The following is a 21424-nucleotide window of genomic DNA, read 5'->3' as shown; positions in this document are numbered from 1 at the left end:
TGTAGGCAAAAGGAGTTCTATCTGAAATTTTAAACATAGTCGATTGGAGCGGGTGTGCGAGACTCCTGCGGGAATAGCGAGTCCAAGGGAGACCCCACAGGCGTAAGTGCGCCGAGGGCGGACCGCCCGCGGAAAGCGAGTGCCCTACGTTCCAATCAACGTCCAAATTTGTACAGTCTGAGCCTTTCTTCTATATGGAAGAAAGGCTTTTTCCGTTTATTTTCCAAACTACTGCATTTCTTATAACTTTCCTTTACATGGGGAGAATTAGAAGTATAATGAAAATATAAAGGTCAAAATTGGTCAAACCAAGTGGGGATTCGTTCATGATATAGATGAATGGGAGGTTTCAAGATGGATATTAATAAAATGACGGAGAGAACCCAACAGGCATTCACTGGCGGTCAGGAACTAGCCAGCGAAAGAGGGAATCCCGAGCTGACGGAGCTTCATTTATTAAAGGCCTTAATGGAGCAGGATGAAAGTTTATTAATCAGGATTTTATCGGAATCTGGTAAATCGGTGAATCAATTTGATATAGAGCTGAATAAGGAATTGGATAGATTACCGGAAGTGAGCGGGGGTGTTTCCCAGGTTTACATGTCATCCTCCCTACAGCAAATCCTGACGGCTGCCGAAAAGGAAATGCAGATGTGGGAGGATGAATACTTATCTGTCGAACATATACTGCTTGCGTCTTTGCAAGTCAATAGAACGAATGTAAACAGGCTATTTTCATCATATGGAATTGATTATGATAAAGCAAAACGGGTTATAAGCGATATAAGGGGGAATCAGCGAGTGACTAGTCAAAATCCTGAAAGCACTTATGAAGTACTGAAAAAATACGGCAGAGATCTCGTTGCTGAGGTTAAATCGGGTAAGGTCGATCCAGTAATCGGTCGAGATACGGAAATCCGTAACGTCATCCGGATCCTTTCACGGAAAACGAAAAATAATCCTGTTTTAATAGGAGAACCTGGAGTAGGTAAAACAGCGATTGTCGAGGGGTTGGCTCAAAGGATCGTCAGGAAGGATGTGCCGGAAGGTTTAAAGGATAAGACCGTTTTTTCACTCGATATGAGTGCACTTGTCGCAGGGGCCAAATTCCGAGGTGAATTTGAGGAACGCCTAAAAGCGGTGTTGAATGAGATCAAGAAGAGTGATGGGAAAATTCTCTTATTCATTGATGAATTGCATACAATTGTCGGTGCAGGAAGAACGGATGGCGCCCTTGATGCCGGAAATATGTTAAAGCCGATGCTTGCGCGCGGTGAGCTGCATTGTATCGGTGCAACGACCCTTGATGAATATCGGCAATATATTGAAAAGGATCCGGCTCTGGAACGCCGTTTCCAACAGGTTCTGGTTCCTGAACCGGATGTTGAAGATACGATTTCAATTTTGCGGGGATTAAAGGAACGGTTTGAAATTCATCATGGCGTCAGGATACATGATCGGGCAATCGTTGCAGCCTCTGTCCTTTCGAACCGATATATAACGGAGCGATTTTTACCGGATAAAGCGATCGATCTAGTGGATGAAGCTTGTGCGATGATCCGCATGGAAATCGACTCCATGCCATCCGAGTTGGATGAAATCACGAGAAAAGTCATGCAACTTGAAATTGAAGAAGCGGCCCTGAAAAATGAAGACGACCCTCAAAGCAAAGCAAGGCTGGAAGTGCTTCAAAAAGAACTATCAGAACTTCAGGATCAAGCGAATAGCATGAAATCAAAGTGGCAAATGGAGAAATCAGCGCTTCAAAAGGTGCAGGACAAACGTGAAGAGCTTGAGAAACTGCGTCATGAACTGGAACAGGCAGAGAATGACTATGACCTTAACCGGGCAGCTGAACTTCGGCATGGAAGGATTCCGCAGCTTCAAAAAGAATTGGAAGCAATGGAAGACGAATTGGAAAAGGAAAAACAGGAATCACGATTGCTTCGCCAGGAAGTGACGGAGGAGGAAATTGCCTCGATTGTGGCAAGGTGGACAGGGATTCCGGTAAGCAAGCTGGTGGAAAGTGAAAGGGAGAAGCTGCTTCGCCTATCAGATATCCTGCATGAACGCGTAATCGGTCAAGGAGAAGCGGTGGAACTCGTATCCGATGCTGTTTTAAGAGCAAGGGCTGGAATAAAAGATCCAAACAGACCAATCGGTTCATTCATTTTTCTTGGGCCGACTGGTGTCGGTAAAACCGAATTGGTAAAAGCTTTGGCAGAAACATTATTCGATAGTGAGGAACATATGATTCGAATTGATATGTCGGAATATATGGAGAAACATTCCGTGTCCCGACTTGTTGGTGCACCTCCCGGTTATGTTGGATTTGAGGAAGGCGGCCAGCTTACGGAGGCAGTTAGGAGAAACCCCTACTCGGTCATATTATTGGACGAAATTGAAAAGGCGCATCCGGAAGTCTTCAATATTTTACTGCAAATGTTGGATGATGGAAGAATAACAGACTCCCAAGGCAGAACAATCAACTGTAAAAATACGGTGATCATCATGACTTCCAATATCGGTTCCCATTTCTTATTGCAATCCAACCGGGTGGATGGTGGCATTGAAGAAGAAATAAAAGATCAGGTCTTTAAAGAATTAAGAGGGCATTTCCGTCCGGAATTTTTGAATCGAGTTGATGATATTGTTTTATTCAAACCTCTGACAAAACAAGAAATCGTTGAAATCGTAGATAAAATGGTTCATCAATTACAAGTTAGGTTAACTGAACAAAATATAGTCCTCAACGTCACAAAAGCGGCTAAGGAATTCATTGCGGACCAGGGATATGATCCGGTATATGGAGCAAGACCGCTGAAGCGTTTCATCCAAAAGCATCTCGAAACGAAAATCGCCCGTAAAATCATAGCTGGGACTGTTGAGCTTAAAGAAGGAATCACGATTGATTATGATCATGATGAATTGGTCCTCATATAAAAACGTCGCCATGCAGTTTACCCGTAAGCAAAGTATGGTATAACAAAAAGGACATCCTAAAAAGGATGTCCTCTTTTGCTTCTTAATGTTGATGGGAGTCTTTAGCTGGCCCAGCAGGCAAGATAGCAGGGATGATAAGAATCAGGATAGCAGCAGCCAATCCTAAAATCGTTCCCTGCGCAGCATCGTATGAAACTCCGATCATGGAAGAAACAACATATACAGTCATATGCACTAATAAGAATGTCCAAAAAATTGTCCAAGCATAACGCATCGAATTTCACCTCATTCCACTACATTCATTTTTATCTTACCATAATTAATATACAGTTAAAACGTGTTTTTAATAATAACCTTTAAATTATTCAATACATTAAATCATAAGAGAATTTTTTTTGGCATACAAGGTGGTTCAAAACTTCAAAAAGGAAATTATAGGGGAAAATAAAAGCAAAAATCGTCCCTGCTTGGTTAATTTAAGATAAGAAGTTAGGCGTTTCCACTGACCCTTTCTATTTTTCGTCATAAATTAATATAGTAGTAGTAATATTCCTTAAAGGAGTTAGAACGATGGAACAACGAACTTTTCAAATTGATGACCAGTGGAATATCATCTATTATCCAGAGCGGCCCAGTGGTTTTTCCGTAATGGTAATTGGAGACCGCAGTCATTTTGTCGAAAAAGACAGCAGCTTTTGGCTGCAGCATCCTGGGAGGCTGCAAATATTGGAATATTTAAAGGAATACGGATACACGCTGTTTTCATCCAATTTTCACGGAGCCAACTGGGGCAGTCCTAAAGCACTGGACCTTTCCCTTAACCTATATATTCTTTTCATGAAAAAAGAAATAGTCAATCAAAGGGTTCATATATTGGCAGAGGGGACAGGCGCACTCCTTGCCCTAAAGTTAATGAATGAACTTGGAAATAAAATTCGGTCTGTCGTATTGATTGATCCGGTTTTTTCCTTGAAAGCACAATTAGAGAAAGAAAAGGAAAATAAGTTCTTCTATAAAAAGTGGCTGTCCGAGGTTGCTGCTGCATATGAGCTTGAACCTGCAGAATGTGAGAAGCATATCCTGGACACTGAAGATTCAGTAATCGCAGAGAATATCCCCATGAAAGTGATTCAGGTTTTTGGAAGCTTACGGAAAGAGCAAGCCTCCCTTTATCGTCAAATCCAGCTGGCAAGAAAAGCAGAACTGCAGCTGACGTATATATTGCCCGAAAAACGTTATAAAATCCCCTATCAAATACAAAAGTTTTTCAATGAGAATGAAGAGATTTTATGAGAAGAGATATATTTTTACAATAGTTTGCATACGATACAGCATCTAAAAAAACTAGACGTGCCGGGTGAAGTGGGCTTGATGGCATACGAGGAGGCTGTATTTATGCAAACAAACATTGTCATTGGCACTTATCGATTTGTGGGATTCTATGTGACTCAATATTTTTTGAACCAAGGGAAAGAAGTAATTGGAATCGATTGGGATGATTCCGAAGCAAATCAATATATTATGGAAGAAAAAGAACTTGAAATAGGAAGGAATTCAAATTTTATATACTTTCCGATAAATAAACTTAAATTATTGGATATTTCACAGGAGGACACGGTGTTCATCTCTTGCTACGATATTCAAAGCGGCAAAATGGGGAAAATCGATTTTCTGATAGGCGAAATCGTTTCCTTCATTGAGAAATTCAAAAATGGCAAGAATGAAACGCCCAATTTCGTTCTTTTCATGCCCATTGAAAAAGATGTCAGTATTTTTCATTCCATATTAAGCTCGATTCGTGAAATCGATTCCGCAAAAATCATATTTTTACCGACGATTTATGGACCTTGGCAATCGGAAGGCATGAGCTTTGAAGCTGGAATCAATCAGCTTGGGCAGTCTGATATCAAAGCGGCAATTGCTGCCGAATATACCTTTGATGCTCTCTATATCACTGATTTTGTTAATGCCTTGGAAGCGGTGCTAACCTCAGGTTCTGATAGGGACATCCAATTGTGCAGCTCTATTGATGATCATTGGAATGAATGTGCCAAGCTAATATTTGGTGAAAGCATGGATTCATTCACTCCCCAACAATCAACAACTAAAATCAATAAAGGAACAATATTTGAAGTGCAATGCAAAATGGAACCGGAAGAAGGCATTGCATTACAAAAAAAACATAATAAACGATTAAACTTACTTAAAAAGTGGAGAAAGCGTGATTAAAAAAATATTTTCGTTATTTGAGAAGAACAAAACGGTATATTTGCCTCTAATCTATATGTCTTGTACTATAATGTACAAGGATAGGAAGAACATCAAAAGATATCCATGATTTTATATGTGCGCCCTTTACGAAAGGGTTCTGTGGAATTATGATATTATTGAGCTTTATTTGGGCATCACAAATCAATTGATGAATATTCAAAAGATTGGGGGGAAACGCGAATGAGTTCAGATAAAACTCTTGAATTTATGGGAATCGCCATGAAATACTTCCCAGAGGCTAAAGCGAAGCTTGAGGCAAGCGGGATTCCATTTTCAATGGAGATGGCAGAGCCATTCATGGAGCTCTTTAAAAGCGTAATGCAAGAAGCTTATGAGCTTGGCAAACAAGATGCTCAGCGTTAATTAAAGGCAGGCTGTCCCGATAAAGGGCAGCCTTAACTTTTTTATTCTTTTTTCAAGAACTTGGCAATCAATGGATCCAGATTGATTTTATCAATGGTCGGTTTGTATTGACTGTACAAGCCCATCAATGTTTCAACGCTCGCCAACAATTGCAAGTAATCAACCTTCGATTCCTCTTGCTCCGGTTCGGGTTTCCTGCCAAACATCAAATTCGAAAAATGATCATCCGGGTTTCTTTCGCGGTTGCGATTGAAAATGTCCACAATGAGTCCTCCTTTACTCCTTTTATTTATAATGTATGTCCCTGAATTTCCCCTGGCATAGGCGCTTGACCGACTTCCGAAAGAGATTTCTTTAGCCTTTCAAATTGTTAACTCTTGCAAGGAAGTCTTTTTTTATATAAAATTAGTACCAGGTAATAATAGATGATTATAATAACTCATTAAAATATAAGGGGATGGCAAGATGAATGCTGGAATACTAGGGCTTGGCCGCTACTTACCCGACAAAATCGTTACAAATGCGGATTTAGAAAAAATTATGGACACTTCTGACGAGTGGATCCGGACCAGGACGGGTATCGAGGAAAGAAGAATTGCAAATGATGATATTGATACATCAGATATGGCTTATGAAGCCGCAAAGGCTGCATTGAAAAATGCGGAAATTTCGGCTGAAGAGATAGATATGATTCTTGTGGCTACCGTTACACCTGATCAGTCGTTTCCTTCTGTCGCTTGCATGATTCAAGAGAAATTGGGAGCGATGAAGGCAGCTGCAATGGATGTAAGTGCGGCATGTGCCGGATTTATGTATGCAATGATCACGGCACAGCAATTTATTAAGACAGGTGCATATAAGCATGTGTTGATTGTCGGTGTTGAAAAACTTTCGAAAGTAACCAATTGGGAAGACCGTAATACTGCTGTCCTTTTTGGTGACGGAGCGGGTGCAGCTGTACTTGGACCTGTATCTGATGGCAAAGGGGTCCTTTCCTTTGAATTAGGCGCAGATGGAACCGGCGGGAAGCATTTATTACAGGAAGGAGATTTCATTCATATGAATGGACGTGAAGTATTTAAATTTGCTGTCCGTCAGATGGGGGAATCCAGCCTGGGTGTATTGGACAAAGCTGGTTTGACAAAGGAAGATGTGGATCTGCTTGTTCCGCATCAAGCAAACATACGCATAATGGAAGCCTCAAGGGAACGCCTGGGTCTCCCGCTTGAAAAAATGACAAAAACGGTTCATAAATATGGAAATACTTCATCAGCGTCCATTCCAATGGCCCTTGTGGAAGAAATGGAAGCCGGAAGAATCAAGGACAATGACTTAATCGTCATGGTCGGTTTTGGTGGTGGCCTTACATGGGGAGCGATCGCTCTTAGGTGGGGTAAATAAAAGAAGAAACAAATCGTAAGAGCTTTAAAAATAGGAAGGAGCCATTTTCAATGACTAATCGTCGTGTAGTTGTAACAGGTATTGGAGCAATCTCTCCAGTTGGTAATGATGCAGAAACTGGATGGAAGAATATAATCGAGGGGAAATCGGGAATAGGGCCTTTAACTCGTTTGAATGCTGAAGAATTTCCCGTTAAAGTGGCTGCTGAAATCAAGGACTTTGATATAGAAACATATATAAATCGTAAAGAAGCTCGCAAAATGGACCGTTTTACGCATTATGCAATTGCAGCTTCCGTTATGGCATATAATGATAGCAAGCTGGAAATAACCGATGAAAATGCTGCACGTGTCGGGGTCTGGATCGGTTCGGGTATCGGCGGGCTGGAGACACTTGAAACACAGCATGAAAACTTTTTAAACAGGGGATATAAACGGGTTAGCCCATTTTTCGTTCCAATGATGATACCGGACATGGCAGCCGGCCAGGTTTCTATCTTACTGGGTGCAAAAGGAATCAATTCATGTACGGTAACAGCCTGTGCAACAGGAACAAACTCAATTGGTGATGCGTTTAAAGCCATTCAACGGGGCGATGCCGATGTCATGATTACAGGCGGGGCCGAAGCGCCAATCACAAAAATGTCGGTTGCAGGCTTCTGTGCAAATACGGCTTTGTCGACAAATCCTGATCCACAAACCGCTAGCCGTCCTTTCGATCTTAACCGTGATGGTTTCGTAATAGGTGAAGGAGCTGGAATCATCGTTCTGGAAGACCTTGAACATGCATTGAATAGAGGAGCCAAGATTTATGCTGAAATAGCTGGTTATGGCTCAACTGGAGATGCCTTCCATATTACCGCTCCGGCACCAGGTGGAGAAGGCGGGGCAAGAGCCATGAAAATTGCAATTGAGGATGCAGGTTTGAATCCTGAAGACATCCAATATGTGAATGCCCACGGAACGAGTACGCCATACAATGACAAATACGAAACCATGGCAGTCAAAGAAGTCTTTGGCGACCATGCTAATAAACTTGCGATAAGTTCCACTAAATCAATGACAGGCCATATGTTAGGGGCAGCAGGCGGTGTGGAGGCAATATTCACGATTCAGGCAATCAGGGACAGCATTTTGCCTCCAACCATCAATATTGAAACACCAGACCCTGAGTGTGATTTGGACTATGTCCCGAATCAAGCAAGGAAGGGCGAAATCAATGCAGCCATCAGCAATTCACTTGGATTCGGTGGACATAACGCAACGATTCTTTTCAAGAAATATCAATAAGTTTTGAAGGAAGAGCAGATCTTTTGGGATCTGCTCTTTTTTATGTTGAAGGGAAAAGGGATATATTGTGTCATGCGCCTTCATTAAATCATACGATAGTCAATAGAAGCGGAGGTGTATGGGGAAATGGGAGTCATTTCAACCAATGAATGGATGAGTAAGGATTTCAACCGGCCGATCCAGATGATGGAAAGACTTAAAAGCACTTTCAACGATACCCTTGATGCTGAAATGATTTATCATCATTTATTGAAGCATGGCATGTATTCGCCGAATCAAAAAACAAAACTCACATGGGAAGACTTACAGGAAAACGATGTATGGGAAAAAACACAAAGCTTGTTTACAGCTTATAAGAAGCTATGGGGAGGGCCAGATGTTCCCATATATATTTTCCCGCTCATGTCTACAGGGATATGGAATAAAAAAGTTGAAACGAAATCAGGGTTGGCCTTTAAAGATAAACTATTCCTTTTTTACGGAAAGGGGATAGCCGAAAAGGAAATGGAGGCCCTGTTGATTCATGAATACCATCATGTTTGCCGTCTGCATCATTTGAAAAAGGACCAAAAAGAATTCACTCTCCTTGATACGATGATCATGGAAGGACTGGCGGAAAGAACGGTGGGAAAATATTTAGGAACAAAATATTTAGCGAATTGGACTAAGTTATATCAGGAAGATAAACTACGAGAATATTGGAGAAAGCATTTAGAGGAAAAGCACACGATAAAACGTACAGATCCTCTTCATGATGTACTTCTGCTTGGGACGAAAGGATATCCATATATGCTTGGATACTGTAGTGGCTATTACCTGGTGAAAAATTTTGAAAAACTCTCCGTGAAAAGATCATTCATTATTCAATCTGAAGAATTCTTATCAAAATAGAGCTAATATATACGTTCTTTTTTTCTAAATCTGTTTTCTAGAATAGGAATAAATTGTATGGTTCCTGCCTATACTGATTGACAAACAGAAATTTGTTTAAGTGAGGGATGAATGATGCTATATCTTCATGATGTATGGGTTAACTGGTTTGAAGGAGAAGAAAACGGCTATAATATTTGTCATTTTCATGAATGGAGGAAAGATGACGGGATCGAACTACTAGATCAAGTTCCTTTGTTGAAAGTGTCATCAACATTGTTCCACTACATAGAAAACGACTTGTCAGAATTACCTAAGCCATTGCTGAATGATGTTTATCAAAAAGCATATGCAAGGAAAAATCATGAGCGAATTCAGCTTGACTATTGTTTTATCGTGACTGACGGAAATGGAATTTTAGCTGTTGATACGATAGGTTATCATATTCCGATTAGGAAAAGCAGAATAATTCCCCGGCAGGAACAAATTGTTTATGACATGATAGAAAACCATGATGAGATGGATTACACCTTTACTGAAAAACCTACATCTGAGAAAGAATATCATATTTTGTCGCCGTCTCCCTTATTCATGAACGGTTTGACAAGAAAAGAAAGACAGCTTAAGCAATTGCTATTCATGGCCATGGACCAATTATTCACGGCGAAAAACACTGCTGAAATCCGTTATTGGTACACAGAATGGGCCCCTGAGAAATATGAAAGCATTCAAGAAATGGATTTTCAGATAGCTTGGCTTGAGTTATATGAAGAAATGAAGGAAGGCTGGTCAGAGAAGCACCTTCAACTTTGTGAAAACCTTGTGAAGGGGCAGCCTTTTTTTGAAAAGCTTTGGCAAGTGGAGGCTGGCGATAGCCCATCGATTTTATGAACAAAAAAGACGATCCGTTGAGGATAAGTCTCAGACTGTAGACAGACTTGATGAAAATCGAATCTGTCTACAGTTTTTTATGCAATTGAAAATTTGCCTAAGCCCGCGGAGGAGTGACATATTTGGTAAAAATGTGAGAAAGAATCACGAGAAGTTAATTTCTCCAAACAAACAAAAAGTTTCGGAATGATACCATTCCGAAACCTTTTTGTTTACACACTGAGACGATAAGGATTGTCTTCCTTTATCTCTTTCTGCCAAGTCCCATGCCATTATACATTTTTCTGATCATTTTATTGGCTTCAATATTCGCCTTTTCTGCACCGCGGTCCAGAATTTCATCCAATTCAGGTGAATCGATCAATGCATTATAGCGTTCTTGGATTGGTAGGATTTCTCCAAGAACCACCTCAGCCAAATCACTTTTAAAGTCACCATAGCCTTTGCCCTCATACATCTCTTCAATTTCTGAATAGGATTTTCCACTGAAAATGGAGTATATGGACATCAGGTTGGAAACACCTGCTTTGTTTTCCTTATCGTAACGGACAATTCCTTCCGAATCGGTAACTGCGCTCTTGATGTTTTTTTCGATTTGTTTCGGATTATCCAATAAGGCAATCGTCGCCTTTTTATTAGGATCGGATTTGCTCATTTTCTTGTTTGGTTCCTGAAGGGACATGATACGGGCCCCTTCTGTAGGGAGGCTGATTTCCGGGATTTTAAATATGTCATTATGCTTTTTATTGAATCGTTCAGCCAAATCGCGTGTCAATTCTAGATGCTGTCTTTGATCTTCCCCGACAGGGACCACATCTGTACTATAAAGGAGAATATCGGCAGCCATCAACGGCGGGTAAGTGAGCAGTGCTGCGGATACCCCTTCTTTGCCAGCGGATTTGTCCTTGAATTGTGTCATTCTCTCAAGTTCCCCGATATAGGATATACTCTGTAAAATCCAGCCTGCCTGTGCATGCGCTGGTACTTCTGATTGAATGAAGATGGTATTCTTTTCAGGATCCAGGCCAATGGCCAGATATAAAGCAGCCAATGTTTTAATGTTTTTCCTTAACTTGATGCGGTCTTGTGGAACTGTAATTGCATGTTGGTCAACAATACAAAAGAAACATTCATATTCATTTTGTAAGTTAACGAATTGTTTCATGGCTCCAATGTAATTTCCTAAAGTAACGGAACCGGATGGCTGAATGCCGGAGAAAATCCTTTTCAACTGCTAGTCACTCCTCTAAATACGTTTATTGATAAATGGATATTCGTTCTTCATTATTGTAAGGATAAATAGAAAATGAATCCACATTCTTTGAAAGAAATGTGCATGTTCCTTTGTGGGGAAACGCTCATTTGAATCTTGTGGAGGGCCGTTTTGTCCTGTATCGATGCCATTTTGAGAATACGAAATGTCCACTATACTGTATTTTAGCATTTATTCATATTAAATGTATAATCGAAACGGAAATCAAGCCAATAGAAAGGATTTTCCGTTTCTTTTTTTTGACATGGAAGAAATGAAGGCTTCAAGGAAAATCAAACCGTTTAACATATATCACAATGAGCAGACCATTTTAGGGAAGGATACTCACAAGGGAATACAGGATTGTGAACGTATTCTTAAGCTGAAACTTTGTAAAGCAGTTTTTTTAATTATTTATCATATATAGGAGTAAAGTTAATTGTTTGTGGTATTAAAGAAAGGGGTTTATTATATTTGTTGAATATTGATGACTGATGGCGAATGAGGTGGAGAAAATGAAACCAATGTGTAAATGGTTGATGACAGGTATGTGCATATTCCTGATTCAAAAGCCAGTTCATGCGCAAGGCATGAACGAAACCAGGCAGGTAGCATTAGAAAATAAAGAATTGCCTGCGAGCGTACCGCGTTTTGTTTTTGATTCGGGGTTGAAATTCGACTATCCGGATGCTGTACGCGGAATATATGTGACAGGGCCTGCAGCGGGTGGCAATAAACTGAATGAACTTATCAAATATGTAGATGAAACCGATTTGAATGCGATGGTCATTGACATTAAGGATGACAAGGGGAACGTAACGTATAAAACGGAAGATCCCGACTCTCCATATGCTGGGATTGGTAAAGACTACATAAAAAACCCAAAGGCAATGCTGAAAAAATTTGAGGATAAACAGATTTATCCGATTGCAAGGGTTGTCGTCTTTAAAGACTCCCTTTTGGCCAAAGAGAAACCTGAGTTGTCTTTTTTAGATGGTGAAAAGGTATGGAAGAATGGTCGAGGGGAAGCCTTTGTTAACCCATTCTTAAAAGAGGTGTGGGATTATAATGTCGGTATTGCCATTGAAGCGGCAAAGATGGGTTTTAAAGAAATTCAATTTGACTATGTCCGTTTTCCCGAAGGATTCGAAAATAAAGAAGATGATTTAAAATATGATGTCGGTGAATATGATGAAGCGAAAATGAGTCATACAGCCAAAAGGGTTCAGGCAGTTACGGATTTCGTAAGTTATGCGAGGAAGCAACTGGAGCCATACGATGTCGAAGTGTCGGTGGATATTTTTGGATATGCGGCTACATTGCCTGAAGCTCCCGGAATTGGGCAAAACTTCACAAAAATCTCTGAGAATGTTGATGTAATTTCCTCGATGATCTATCCGAGCCACTGGACATCTTATTTTGGTATCGAAAAGCCTGATTTGGAGCCTTATAATCTCGTTAAGGAATATGCGAAATTGGAGAACGGGAAGCTGAAGGAATTAAAAACACCACCTACTTCAAGACCTTGGCTGCAAGATTTTACTGCCTCATATTTAGGTGATGGTAATTACCAAAGGTATGGTAAGGAAGAAGTGGAAGCCCAAATAAAAGCATTGAATGATAATGGTATTGATGAATACTTATTGTGGAATGCAGCAAATCGATATACAAAGGGAGTAGACTATACCCCATGAAAAAAAGGATGACCCAGGAAGTTCCTTCCGGTCATCCAAAATTCTCTCTGAATTACCGCTTTTTATTCCCGCCAACTTGACTCCACCCTGACTGAATTCGTTTCGATTGATCGAAAATATGAGAGTGACGTTTCCCGCCAAACCATTTTTCACCGATGCCATTCGTCACAACGCCATTCACAGCCGTAATGCCAATAACGCAAGCGGCGACTAAAAAAAAGTCCAAAAAGTAGCTGATCATCAAAACCCTCCTAATATTTTCAAGCTATTCAAGTTCCATTGTAGAGGATAAGAAAAAATCTGGAAAGTATAAACTAGCAAATGAGGAGATTAAATTATGAATTGGTATGAAAAGCTAAACCAGTATTTCCCTATTGAAGAAATGAAGTCAAAAGAACACATAGAAGTTCTTTTAGAAGATAAGCAGGAAATATATAAAAAGGATGAAGGCCCCGACCATGTTTTATTATATGTGGAAGGGGACGAGTTTATATTCGTTGATTACCTTTTTGTATCAAAGAAATCAAGGGGTCAGGGACTTGGAAGGAAATTAATTCAAAAATTGCAAAAAAAGCAGAAAACGATCTTGCTGGAAGTAGAACCAGTACAAGAAAATGATGATGATACATTTAAAAGGCTGAAATTTTATAAAAGGGAAGGATTCAAGCACGCCTCTTCGATTTCCTACAGCAGAAAATCGCTTGCCACCAAGGAGAATACGCCTATGGAAATCTTGTATTGGCCGGCAAATCCATCTATTGATGAAGAAGATGTATTTGATTTCATGAAAGAGATTTATTCTGAAATCCATACTTACAAAGATGATGATCTTTATGGGAAATCTTATCAAGATGTAGATGATGTACTTAGCTTGAATGCAGGTCAGGAAGCCGATATTTTTAAAGAGATGGAAGTTTGACTAAAAAGGGCCGGTTGTTAACCGGCCCTTTTTAGTTTGTCGAGATCATGTTTTTTAAAAGGATAATTTGGTTAATATTCAATAAAGTCATATTGGATGTAACCTCCAATATATTGAGAAATTTGCCACACTCCTGCCGAGATGCTGGCTAGTCGATCCCCCGCAGACGCTTGCGTCGAGGAGGCAGGGCAGACAGTCGGCGGAAAGGGAGCTGATTTCTGGAATCAACTGGATCGTTTTTTAGACTGAAGACTAACTGTATTTTATTGGCATATTCTGCAGGGAAATGAATATCCATAACTTCTTGGATGGTAGATTACTCCCTTATTGCGGATTCTTTCGAATTACCTTTTTCACTTTTGGAAATATATGTGCTAAAAGAATGGTTTTTCTTGTAAAAGGAGGAATTTGCTTTTTATTAAAGAAAATATATTAACATGATCTTGTTTATTGACAAGGATTGGGGGTAAATAAAATAACGAGATAATTAAATAATCATGAGGGCCGAATTGAGAGTTAAATGAGAATGGCAGGTATGTTTTTTCAATTAGAAAATGTGGTCTTAATGTATTACATAAAAAAATGAAATAGCTATAGTACAGCTTGAACAGGAAGTTTTAAAGGATTTTTTCAAATATCAAAAAGGGTATTCATTTTAAAAAAATTAGTGTATAATAAGGAACATGAAATACTTATTTAAAATTATTTCAAATTAGAGTGGTACTTATGAATACTAATAGTAGATTTCCCCTCATAGATCACCGATTCTATATTTAGGGAGTGTGAGTAAGCATGGTAACATTATATACATCACCTAGTTGTACTTCATGCAGAAAAGCGAAAGCATGGTTAGAGGAACATGAGATTGGATATAAAGAAAGAAACATTTTTTCAGAACCGTTAACGATTGATGAGATTAAAGAAATTCTTCGAATGACAGAAGATGGAACCGATGAAATCATTTCAACACGGTCAAAAACTTTCCAAAAGTTAAACGTAAATTTAGAGAGCCTGCCTCTTCAAGAATTATATAAATTGATCAAGGAGAATCCTGGACTGTTGAGACGTCCAATTATCCTTGACGAGAAACGGCTTCAAGTTGGTTATAATGAAGATGAGATAAGACGATTTTTACCACGTAAAGTTCGTACCTTCCAATTACGGGAAGCACAACGTATGGTCAACTAATAAGGTCTTTCAAGCTCTGCCAGGAAATGTGCAGGGCTTTTTCTTTATACATATCCGATTTTCCGCTGATTTTTTTAACTTAATGACGGGGAACATAACAGGAATGATAGGCGACAGCGGTCGTTTCTTAGCTGCAACAGGTCCCTTGAACCGGTCATCATTTAAAGAAAAAATAAGAATGCAGCTCATCATGCCATGTATATAATATGACATTGACGGCAGTAAGAGTGAAATTTAATAAAGCATTATGATAGTTGCATGCGGATGTATTTTTTTATAGAATGAATGGAATATTAGGCAAACAATTGTTTTTTAGATAAGTAATGTTTTTTATTTCCCTTCTTCAAGGTTTTGTCATAAAATGATGTAAAATAGTCTGTTTTAATGACTATCATGATTTACAGTATTCACTTACGGGTAAAGAGCTTTTAAGAGCAATTTTCGCTTGGGGGTTATTATCCCTTCAAAATGAGAAAGGAAGGGAGAGGGGAATCATGGAAATCGAACGCATTAATGACGATACAGTAAAATTTTATATTTCCTATATAGATATTGAGGAAAGAGGCTTTGATCGCGAAGAAATTTGGTACAGCCGCGAGCGAAGTGAGGAACTTTTTTGGGAAATGATGGATGAAGTGCATCAGGAAGAAGAATTCATGATTGAAGGACCTTTATGGATTCAAGTTCAAGCCCTTGAAAAAGGCTTGGAAGTTTTGGTCACAAAAGCCCAGCTTGCCAAAGATGGTCAGAAACTCGAGCTGCCTCTTTCAGATGATAAGTTAAGGGATTTGAATGTATCAGACAAGATGGATACGCTTCTTGATCAACATTTTCATGGTAAAGATGAAGAAAGCGGTATGACATTCGAAGATGGCATGATTGAATTCATCACGACTTTCGAGGATTTCGAAGATGTCATTTCATTAAGCAAACGTCATGGCTTGGATGATTGGACGACTAAACTTTATGTTTATCAGAATAAATATTATCTTTATATCGAATTTTCCGAAGCGGAGATTGATGAGGAAGAAATCGATAATGTTCTAAGTCTTTTATTGGAATATAGCCAGGAGTCGCCTATAACGGTGCACATGCTTGAAGAGTACGGAAAGATAGTTATCGAAAATGATGTATTCACAACGGTCGATAAATATTTCGCATAGACTGTTGAGGCCGATTTCAGTAGAAATCGGCCTTTTCGTCTAAGGGGGTTTTTTTAGTGTTCCTGTGTTTGTTAATTGGAGGGAGTCTAGGTGAAGAATATAGTTGGCATCGGTCTGCTTATTCTCATGTTGGTCAGCACTTGGCATTTTCTATTAAATGGCGTTGATGGCGGGCTGATTTTTTATTCTAGCCTTATTTTGACCATTTTCCTGGTGATAATTGGATTCAACATTTTCCTCGAAAATCGAGATCCCATCCAGACCATAACATGGCTTGTTATTTTTTGCGCTTTCCCATTCATCGGTTTCATTTTTTACTTTTTGTTTGGCCGTAATTTTCGGAAAGATAGGATATTTCGCAAGAAGTACTTTTTGGATAAACAGACTTTCGTGAAAATAAGCGGCGAAGCGGGATATAATGAACGAATTAAGGAAATGGGCGAGCACCCTCAGCAGTTAATCACTCTTGCAAATAGGCTGGGGAATAGCCCTGTATCATTTACGACCGAAACTAGGGTTTTACGGAATGGTGAGGAGACATTTTCCAATATCATCGAAGAATTAAAAAAAGCAAGACATCATATTCATTTAGAATATTATATTGTTAGGGATGACCGCATTGGCGGACTGCTAAAAGACATCTTGATACAAAAAGTAAAAGAAGGGGTAAAGGTCCGTTTTCTCTATGATGCGGTTGGTTCCTGGAAGTTAGCTCGATCTTATATCGATGAACTGAAGAATGCGGGAGCCGAAATGGTGGCCTTTGGTCCGTTGCATCTCCCTTTATTAAATAATAAATTCAACTTTCGCAACCATCGTAAAATAATTGTGATAGATGGCTCTGTCGGTTTCATCGGCGGCCTCAATATAGGGGATGAATATTTGGGACAAGACCAGAAATTCGGTTCTTGGCGGGATACGCATCTCATCATAAAGGGGGAAGCGGTCAGGACGTTACAGCTCATATTTCTGCAGGATTGGTATTATAGCACCAACAATAGTTTTTTAAGCGATGAATACCTCATGACCGGAATGCCGAACCATCACGGATATGGCGGAGTTCAATTGATTGGCGGAGGGCCGGATAGTGAATGGACGATCATTAAAAGCATTTTTTTTAAGATGATCACTTCAGCAGAAAAGTCCGTCTGGATTGCCTCCCCGTATTTCGTTCCTGATGACAATATCTTACAAGCGTTGAAGGTGGCTGCTTTAAGTGGTTTGGATGTCAGGCTTCTCGTCCCGAAGAACCCCGATAAACGTATCGTATTTCATGCTTCGAGAACTTATTTTCCCGAATTGCTTGCTTCTGGAGTTCGTATATTTCAATATAATGAAGGCTTCATGCATAGTAAAATCATCATAGTGGATGACCAAATGGCATCAATTGGGACAACCAATATCGATATGAGAAGCTTTAACCTGAATTTCGAAGTCAATGCATTTCTTTACCGGACGGAAAGTGCTCAGCAGCTGGTGAATGATTACATGGAAGATATAAAGGTATCCAAGGAAGTGGAGATTGATGAGTTTTCCAAACGGAATTTCGGTTTGAAATTATTGGAGTCCACATGCCGGTTGCTTTCACCCCTTCTTTAGATAGTAACTCTCTTTTATGCCGATCAGGCATTTTTTTTTTCACATTAAAAGGAATCCTAAGCAAACCAGGCGAATGTAGTGGGTGAGGAGGAGATGTATGCTAACTGCGATAAATAAAGATGGGACTTGGATTACCCTCCCTGAAAAGATACCGGCAAACATGATTGATGACTGGAGAAAGTCAGCAGAATATTACTGTCCATGCTGCAAGATGGAATTGACCATCAAAGCGGGCAGTGTAAGGGTTCCGCATTTCGCCCATAAAAATAGTTCTTCATGCCGTGCTTCTTCAGAACCGGAATCCGCCTATCATTTAATGGGAAAAAGAAAATTGTTTCAGTGGTTTTTATCACATGGTTATCAAGTGGATCTAGAAGCCTACCTTCCCGAAATTAAGAAAAGGACTGATATTTTAGTGAGGATAGGAGGTAATCGTTATGCGATAGAATTTCAATGCTCAGTTATCCCCGAGGTGGAATTCATGGAAAGGTCAAGAGCCTATCAAAGCATAGGCATTAAACCAATCTGGATCCTCGCTGCAAAAAGCTTAAAAAGGAAAAGCTTTTATGAATTCAGTATATCCCGCTTCCAATGGCTCTTCGTCACCGGCAGCTTCCATCATCCGTTTCTTTGGATGTATTGCCCAGAAACTGATCATTTATCAGTATTGAAGAACCTCACTCCTTTTACCCCTAGAACCGTCTTTGCCGAAATGACAACAGCTTCTCTAAAGCTCCTTCCTCCTAGTCGGGCATTGCCCCAAAACTGCTTTCGTTTCCCTTTTCTGCCTGTATGGAGATATAAACGAAATGGCTGGTCGCTACATCGAGTAAAAACAGCACGCAGATGCGATCCTTTTTTCGAGGCCCTGTATTTACATCATATTTCACCTGCGACACTTCCAATTGAAGTGGGTGTTCCCGTCAGAGGGATGCTGTTGATCGAAACTGCCTCAATCGAATGGCAGGCATGGTTATACATGGATGCGTTTCAAGAGAAAAGAACAGGGGAAAAGATTTATATGGCTGATATTATCCGCATTTTTAGAAAGCGTTCAAAAAAAGGGGAAATAAAGTTCAGACCGTTGCCATTGCTTCATGAAAAAGCCATCGAGTACCCTATAGATCAATATATCATGCTTTTGGAGCAATTGGGTTATCTATCAAAGCTGGAAGAAGGGGTTTTTATAATTGAAAAGGAATTTCCCCTTCCCTTCACCAGTGATCAAGCTCAAATTTTGGAAAAAGATTTCTATGATAAGCATAAATTGATGATGGAAAAGGGGAATATCCAGTATAATCAGTGATAACATCTCAATTTATCTTGAATTCAGATGAAATGGCAGGATTATTTTTGTAAATGGAGAAATAGTAATAAGAACTGGGAATTAAACAGAATGAAGCATTGCAGTGTTCAATCCGGTTTAATGAGTTAGCCCAATGGCAAGTTTCTATAGAATGGGGAGGAATTTTTATGGTACAGGAAACAAAAACGAATACATTACCTTCAAGAAGTGAAATAGCTCCTGAAGATACGTGGAGACTGGAAGATATCTTCGCAACCGAGGAAGATTGGGAAGCTGCCTTCAAAGCGGTAAAGGAAGACCTCAAGAAAGCGGAGGCGCATAAAGGGACGTTGGGAGAAAGCGCAGAAAAGCTATTTGCGGCCCTCCAACTTCAAGATGAGGTTTTCGAGAAGCTAGGGAAAGTTTATTCTTATTCACACATGCGCAATGATCAAGATACAACCAATCCATTTTATCAAGGGATGGAGGATCGGGCAAAAGCTTTATACGCACAGGCAGCGGCTGCGTTTTCATATATGGTTCCTGAACTATTGAGTATTGACGAAAGTAAAGTGGAAGGGTTTTTGGAAGAAAAAGAAGAATTGAAATTATATAAACATTCTTTAGAGGAAATTAATCTTCAGAGACCCCATATCCTATCAGCAGAACAGGAAGAACTATTGGCACAGGCATCAGAAGTACTCGATGCATCGGGTAATACTTTCGGTATGCTTAACAATGCCGATCTGAAATTCCCGACCATCAAGGATGAAGAGGGAAATGAAGTGGAAATTACTCACGGAAGGTATATCAGATTTCTTGAGAGTGAAGATCGCCGTGTACGTGAGGAGGCATTTAAAGGGGTATACAGCAAGTACGGGGAGTTCCGTAATACATTTGCTTCAACCCTGTCAGGTGAGGTGAAAAACCACAACTTCAATGCCACGGTTCGAAAATATGATTCAGCACGCCAAGCGGCGTTAAGTAATAATAACATTCCGGAGACCGTATACGATAATCTCGTTAAAACGGTCAACGACAACTTGCCATTACTGCACCGTTATCTTGATTTACGTAAAAAGGTACTGGAATTAGATGAACTTCATATGTATGATTTATTCACTCCTCTTGTTAAAGAAGTGAAGATGGAAGTGACATATGACGAGGCCAAAGATTATGTCCTTAAAGGTCTTGCTCCGCTAGGGGAGGACTATTTGAACGTTTTGAAAGAGGGATTTGAAAACCGTTGGGTCGATGTGCATGAGAACAAAGGGAAACGAAGCGGTGCCTATTCTTCGGGGACATACGGGACGAACCCTTATATTCTAATGAACTGGCAAAATAACGTCAATAACTTATTCACGCTCGTTCATGAGTTTGGGCATTCGGTCCATAGCTACTATACACGTAAACATCAGCCATATCCATACGGGAATTATTCAATATTTGTAGCGGAAGTTGCATCCACTTGTAATGAAAACCTGTTGAATGATTATTTACTGAATTCGATCGAAGATGAAAAGAAACGCATCTATTTACTGAACCATTACCTGGAAGGCTTCCGTGGCACATTGTTCCGACAAACGATGTTTGCAGAGTTTGAACATACCATTCATTTAAAAGCTCAAAATGGGGAAGCGTTGACGGCGGATATGCTTACTAAGGAATATTATGGGCTGAACAAGAAATACTTTGGCGAGAACGTGACCATTGATGAAGAAATCGGTTTGGAATGGGCTCGTATTCCACACTTCTACTATAATTACTATGTTTATCAATATGCAACTGGAATCAGTGCAGCAACAGCATTGAGCAAGCAAATCCTTGAAGAAGGAGAGCCTGCTGTCAAAAGGTATCTGGAGTTCTTGAAATCAGGAAGTTCCGATTATCCGATTGAAGTACTCAAAAAGGCCGGCGTCGATATGACAAAAGCCGAGCCTGTACAAGAAGCCATGAATGTATTCGAAGAAAAATTAAATGAGTTGGAAGAACTTTTGAATAAATAGGATGTGGATAGGACCCGAACACTTCGGGTCCTTTTCATTTTTATCTGGATGTCCGTCATAATCCTTTAAAACGATTTCTCTGATTTAAGCTATGAAGAATTATGAACAAAACAAAAAATAAAATAGGGGAGGTAAAATACAGAGGAATGAGGTCCATGATACCGAGTAGCTGGACAAATAGCGACCCTATCAAGAGTATGAGTAGAATAAAGCCTTTCAATTTGGTCACCTCCAACCTGGCAGCAGTAAAAACTCATCTGCTCATTATTAGATAGTATGTTTTAGAATAA

The 21424-nt window shown here is 39.8% G+C and carries 19 protein-coding genes; 15 read left to right on the top strand and 4 right to left on the bottom strand.

What is annotated here, in order from left to right:
- The first annotated feature begins 354 nt into the window (after window positions 1–354).
- Window positions 355–2943, top strand: a complete 2589-nt coding sequence (gene clpB, locus ACFX4H_RS09220; RefSeq protein WP_241636763.1) for an ATP-dependent chaperone ClpB — start codon at window positions 355–357, stop codon at window positions 2941–2943.
- An 82-nt stretch (window positions 2944–3025) separates the two neighbouring features.
- Here clpB and ACFX4H_RS09215 read toward each other — a convergent pair whose 3' ends face one another.
- A complete protein-coding gene (locus ACFX4H_RS09215) occupies window positions 3026–3217 on the bottom strand; it encodes a YjzD family protein (RefSeq protein ID WP_034314532.1) in 192 nt (63 codons plus the stop codon).
- A 296-nt stretch (window positions 3218–3513) separates the two neighbouring features.
- On the opposite strand from ACFX4H_RS09215, the gene ACFX4H_RS09210 reads away from it, so the two are divergent.
- The 3 genes from ACFX4H_RS09210 to ACFX4H_RS09200 all read left to right on the top strand — a co-directional run bounded on the left by ACFX4H_RS09210 (window position 3514) and on the right by ACFX4H_RS09200 (window position 5577).
- A complete protein-coding gene (locus tag ACFX4H_RS09210) occupies window positions 3514–4236 on the top strand; it encodes an alpha/beta fold hydrolase (protein ID WP_063591824.1) in 723 nt (240 codons plus the stop codon).
- A 102-nt stretch (window positions 4237–4338) separates the two neighbouring features.
- Entirely contained in the window at window positions 4339–5172 is an 834-nt protein-coding gene (locus ACFX4H_RS09205; protein ID WP_063591823.1) for a hypothetical protein, read from the top strand.
- Window positions 5173–5394: 222 nt separating this feature from the next.
- Entirely contained in the window at window positions 5395–5577 is a 183-nt protein-coding gene (locus ACFX4H_RS09200) for a ComZ family protein (protein WP_034314525.1), read from the top strand.
- Between the two features lie 41 nt (window positions 5578–5618).
- Here the strand turns inward: ACFX4H_RS09200 and ACFX4H_RS09195 are convergent, their stop codons facing one another.
- Entirely contained in the window at window positions 5619–5840 is a 222-nt protein-coding gene (locus tag ACFX4H_RS09195; protein ID WP_241636760.1) for a hypothetical protein, read from the bottom strand.
- 202 nt (window positions 5841–6042) lie between these two features.
- Between ACFX4H_RS09195 and ACFX4H_RS09190 the strand changes: the two genes are divergently transcribed.
- From ACFX4H_RS09190 to ACFX4H_RS09175, 4 genes are all read left to right on the top strand, one after another.
- Window positions 6043–6978: a beta-ketoacyl-ACP synthase III gene (locus ACFX4H_RS09190; protein ID WP_034314519.1), complete on the top strand. Its 936-nt coding sequence runs from the start codon at window positions 6043–6045 to the stop codon at window positions 6976–6978.
- A 50-nt stretch (window positions 6979–7028) separates the two neighbouring features.
- A complete protein-coding gene (gene fabF, locus ACFX4H_RS09185) occupies window positions 7029–8267 on the top strand; it encodes a beta-ketoacyl-ACP synthase II (RefSeq protein WP_063232185.1) in 1239 nt (412 codons plus the stop codon).
- Between the two features lie 126 nt (window positions 8268–8393).
- Window positions 8394–9158 (top strand): DUF2268 domain-containing putative Zn-dependent protease, encoded by a 765-nt coding sequence (locus tag ACFX4H_RS09180; RefSeq protein ID WP_034314516.1) that lies wholly within the window; start codon window positions 8394–8396, stop codon window positions 9156–9158.
- Between the two features lie 114 nt (window positions 9159–9272).
- Window positions 9273–10028: a YjbA family protein gene (locus tag ACFX4H_RS09175; protein WP_034314514.1), complete on the top strand. Its 756-nt coding sequence runs from the start codon at window positions 9273–9275 to the stop codon at window positions 10026–10028.
- Window positions 10029–10272: 244 nt separating this feature from the next.
- Here ACFX4H_RS09175 and trpS read toward each other — a convergent pair whose 3' ends face one another.
- A complete protein-coding gene (trpS, locus tag ACFX4H_RS09170; RefSeq protein WP_377435015.1) occupies window positions 10273–11259 on the bottom strand; it encodes a tryptophan--tRNA ligase in 987 nt (328 codons plus the stop codon).
- Between the two features lie 569 nt (window positions 11260–11828).
- On the opposite strand from trpS, the gene ACFX4H_RS09165 reads away from it, so the two are divergent.
- Window positions 11829–12974 carry a putative glycoside hydrolase gene (locus ACFX4H_RS09165; protein WP_377435294.1) on the top strand — a complete coding sequence of 382 codons (1146 nt, stop codon included), beginning with the start codon at window positions 11829–11831 and terminating at the stop codon, window positions 12972–12974.
- A gap of 52 nt (window positions 12975–13026) precedes the next feature.
- Here the strand turns inward: ACFX4H_RS09165 and ACFX4H_RS09160 are convergent, their stop codons facing one another.
- Window positions 13027–13215: a hypothetical protein gene (locus ACFX4H_RS09160; protein WP_034314508.1), complete on the bottom strand. Its 189-nt coding sequence runs from the start codon at window positions 13213–13215 to the stop codon at window positions 13027–13029.
- A 96-nt stretch (window positions 13216–13311) separates the two neighbouring features.
- Between ACFX4H_RS09160 and ACFX4H_RS09155 the strand changes: the two genes are divergently transcribed.
- From ACFX4H_RS09155 to pepF, 6 genes are all read left to right on the top strand, one after another.
- Window positions 13312–13893, top strand: a complete 582-nt coding sequence (locus tag ACFX4H_RS09155; RefSeq protein WP_034314505.1) for a GNAT family N-acetyltransferase — start codon at window positions 13312–13314, stop codon at window positions 13891–13893.
- Between the two features lie 792 nt (window positions 13894–14685).
- Window positions 14686–15081, top strand: a complete 396-nt coding sequence (gene spxA, locus ACFX4H_RS09150) for a transcriptional regulator SpxA (RefSeq protein WP_034314502.1) — start codon at window positions 14686–14688, stop codon at window positions 15079–15081.
- A gap of 494 nt (window positions 15082–15575) precedes the next feature.
- On the top strand, window positions 15576–16244 hold the full coding sequence (gene mecA / locus ACFX4H_RS09145) for an adaptor protein MecA (RefSeq protein ID WP_034314498.1): 669 nt from the start codon (window positions 15576–15578) through the stop codon (window positions 16242–16244).
- 90 nt (window positions 16245–16334) lie between these two features.
- On the top strand, window positions 16335–17843 hold the full coding sequence (gene cls / locus ACFX4H_RS09140) for a cardiolipin synthase (protein ID WP_241636758.1): 1509 nt from the start codon (window positions 16335–16337) through the stop codon (window positions 17841–17843).
- Window positions 17844–17940: 97 nt separating this feature from the next.
- Window positions 17941–19149 carry a competence protein CoiA gene (locus ACFX4H_RS09135; RefSeq protein WP_377435013.1) on the top strand — a complete coding sequence of 403 codons (1209 nt, stop codon included), beginning with the start codon at window positions 17941–17943 and terminating at the stop codon, window positions 19147–19149.
- A gap of 167 nt (window positions 19150–19316) precedes the next feature.
- Window positions 19317–21134 (top strand): oligoendopeptidase F, encoded by a 1818-nt coding sequence (gene pepF, locus ACFX4H_RS09130; RefSeq protein WP_063591815.1) that lies wholly within the window; start codon window positions 19317–19319, stop codon window positions 21132–21134.
- Window positions 21135–21424 lie beyond the last annotated feature (290 nt).

Source organism: Peribacillus sp. YIM B13477, from assembly GCF_042787955.1.
Lineage (GTDB): Bacteria > Bacillota > Bacilli > Bacillales > DSM-1321 > Peribacillus > Peribacillus frigoritolerans.
The sequence above is the reverse complement of the archived record's forward strand: the minus strand, read 5'-3'. Positions and strand labels throughout refer to the sequence as shown.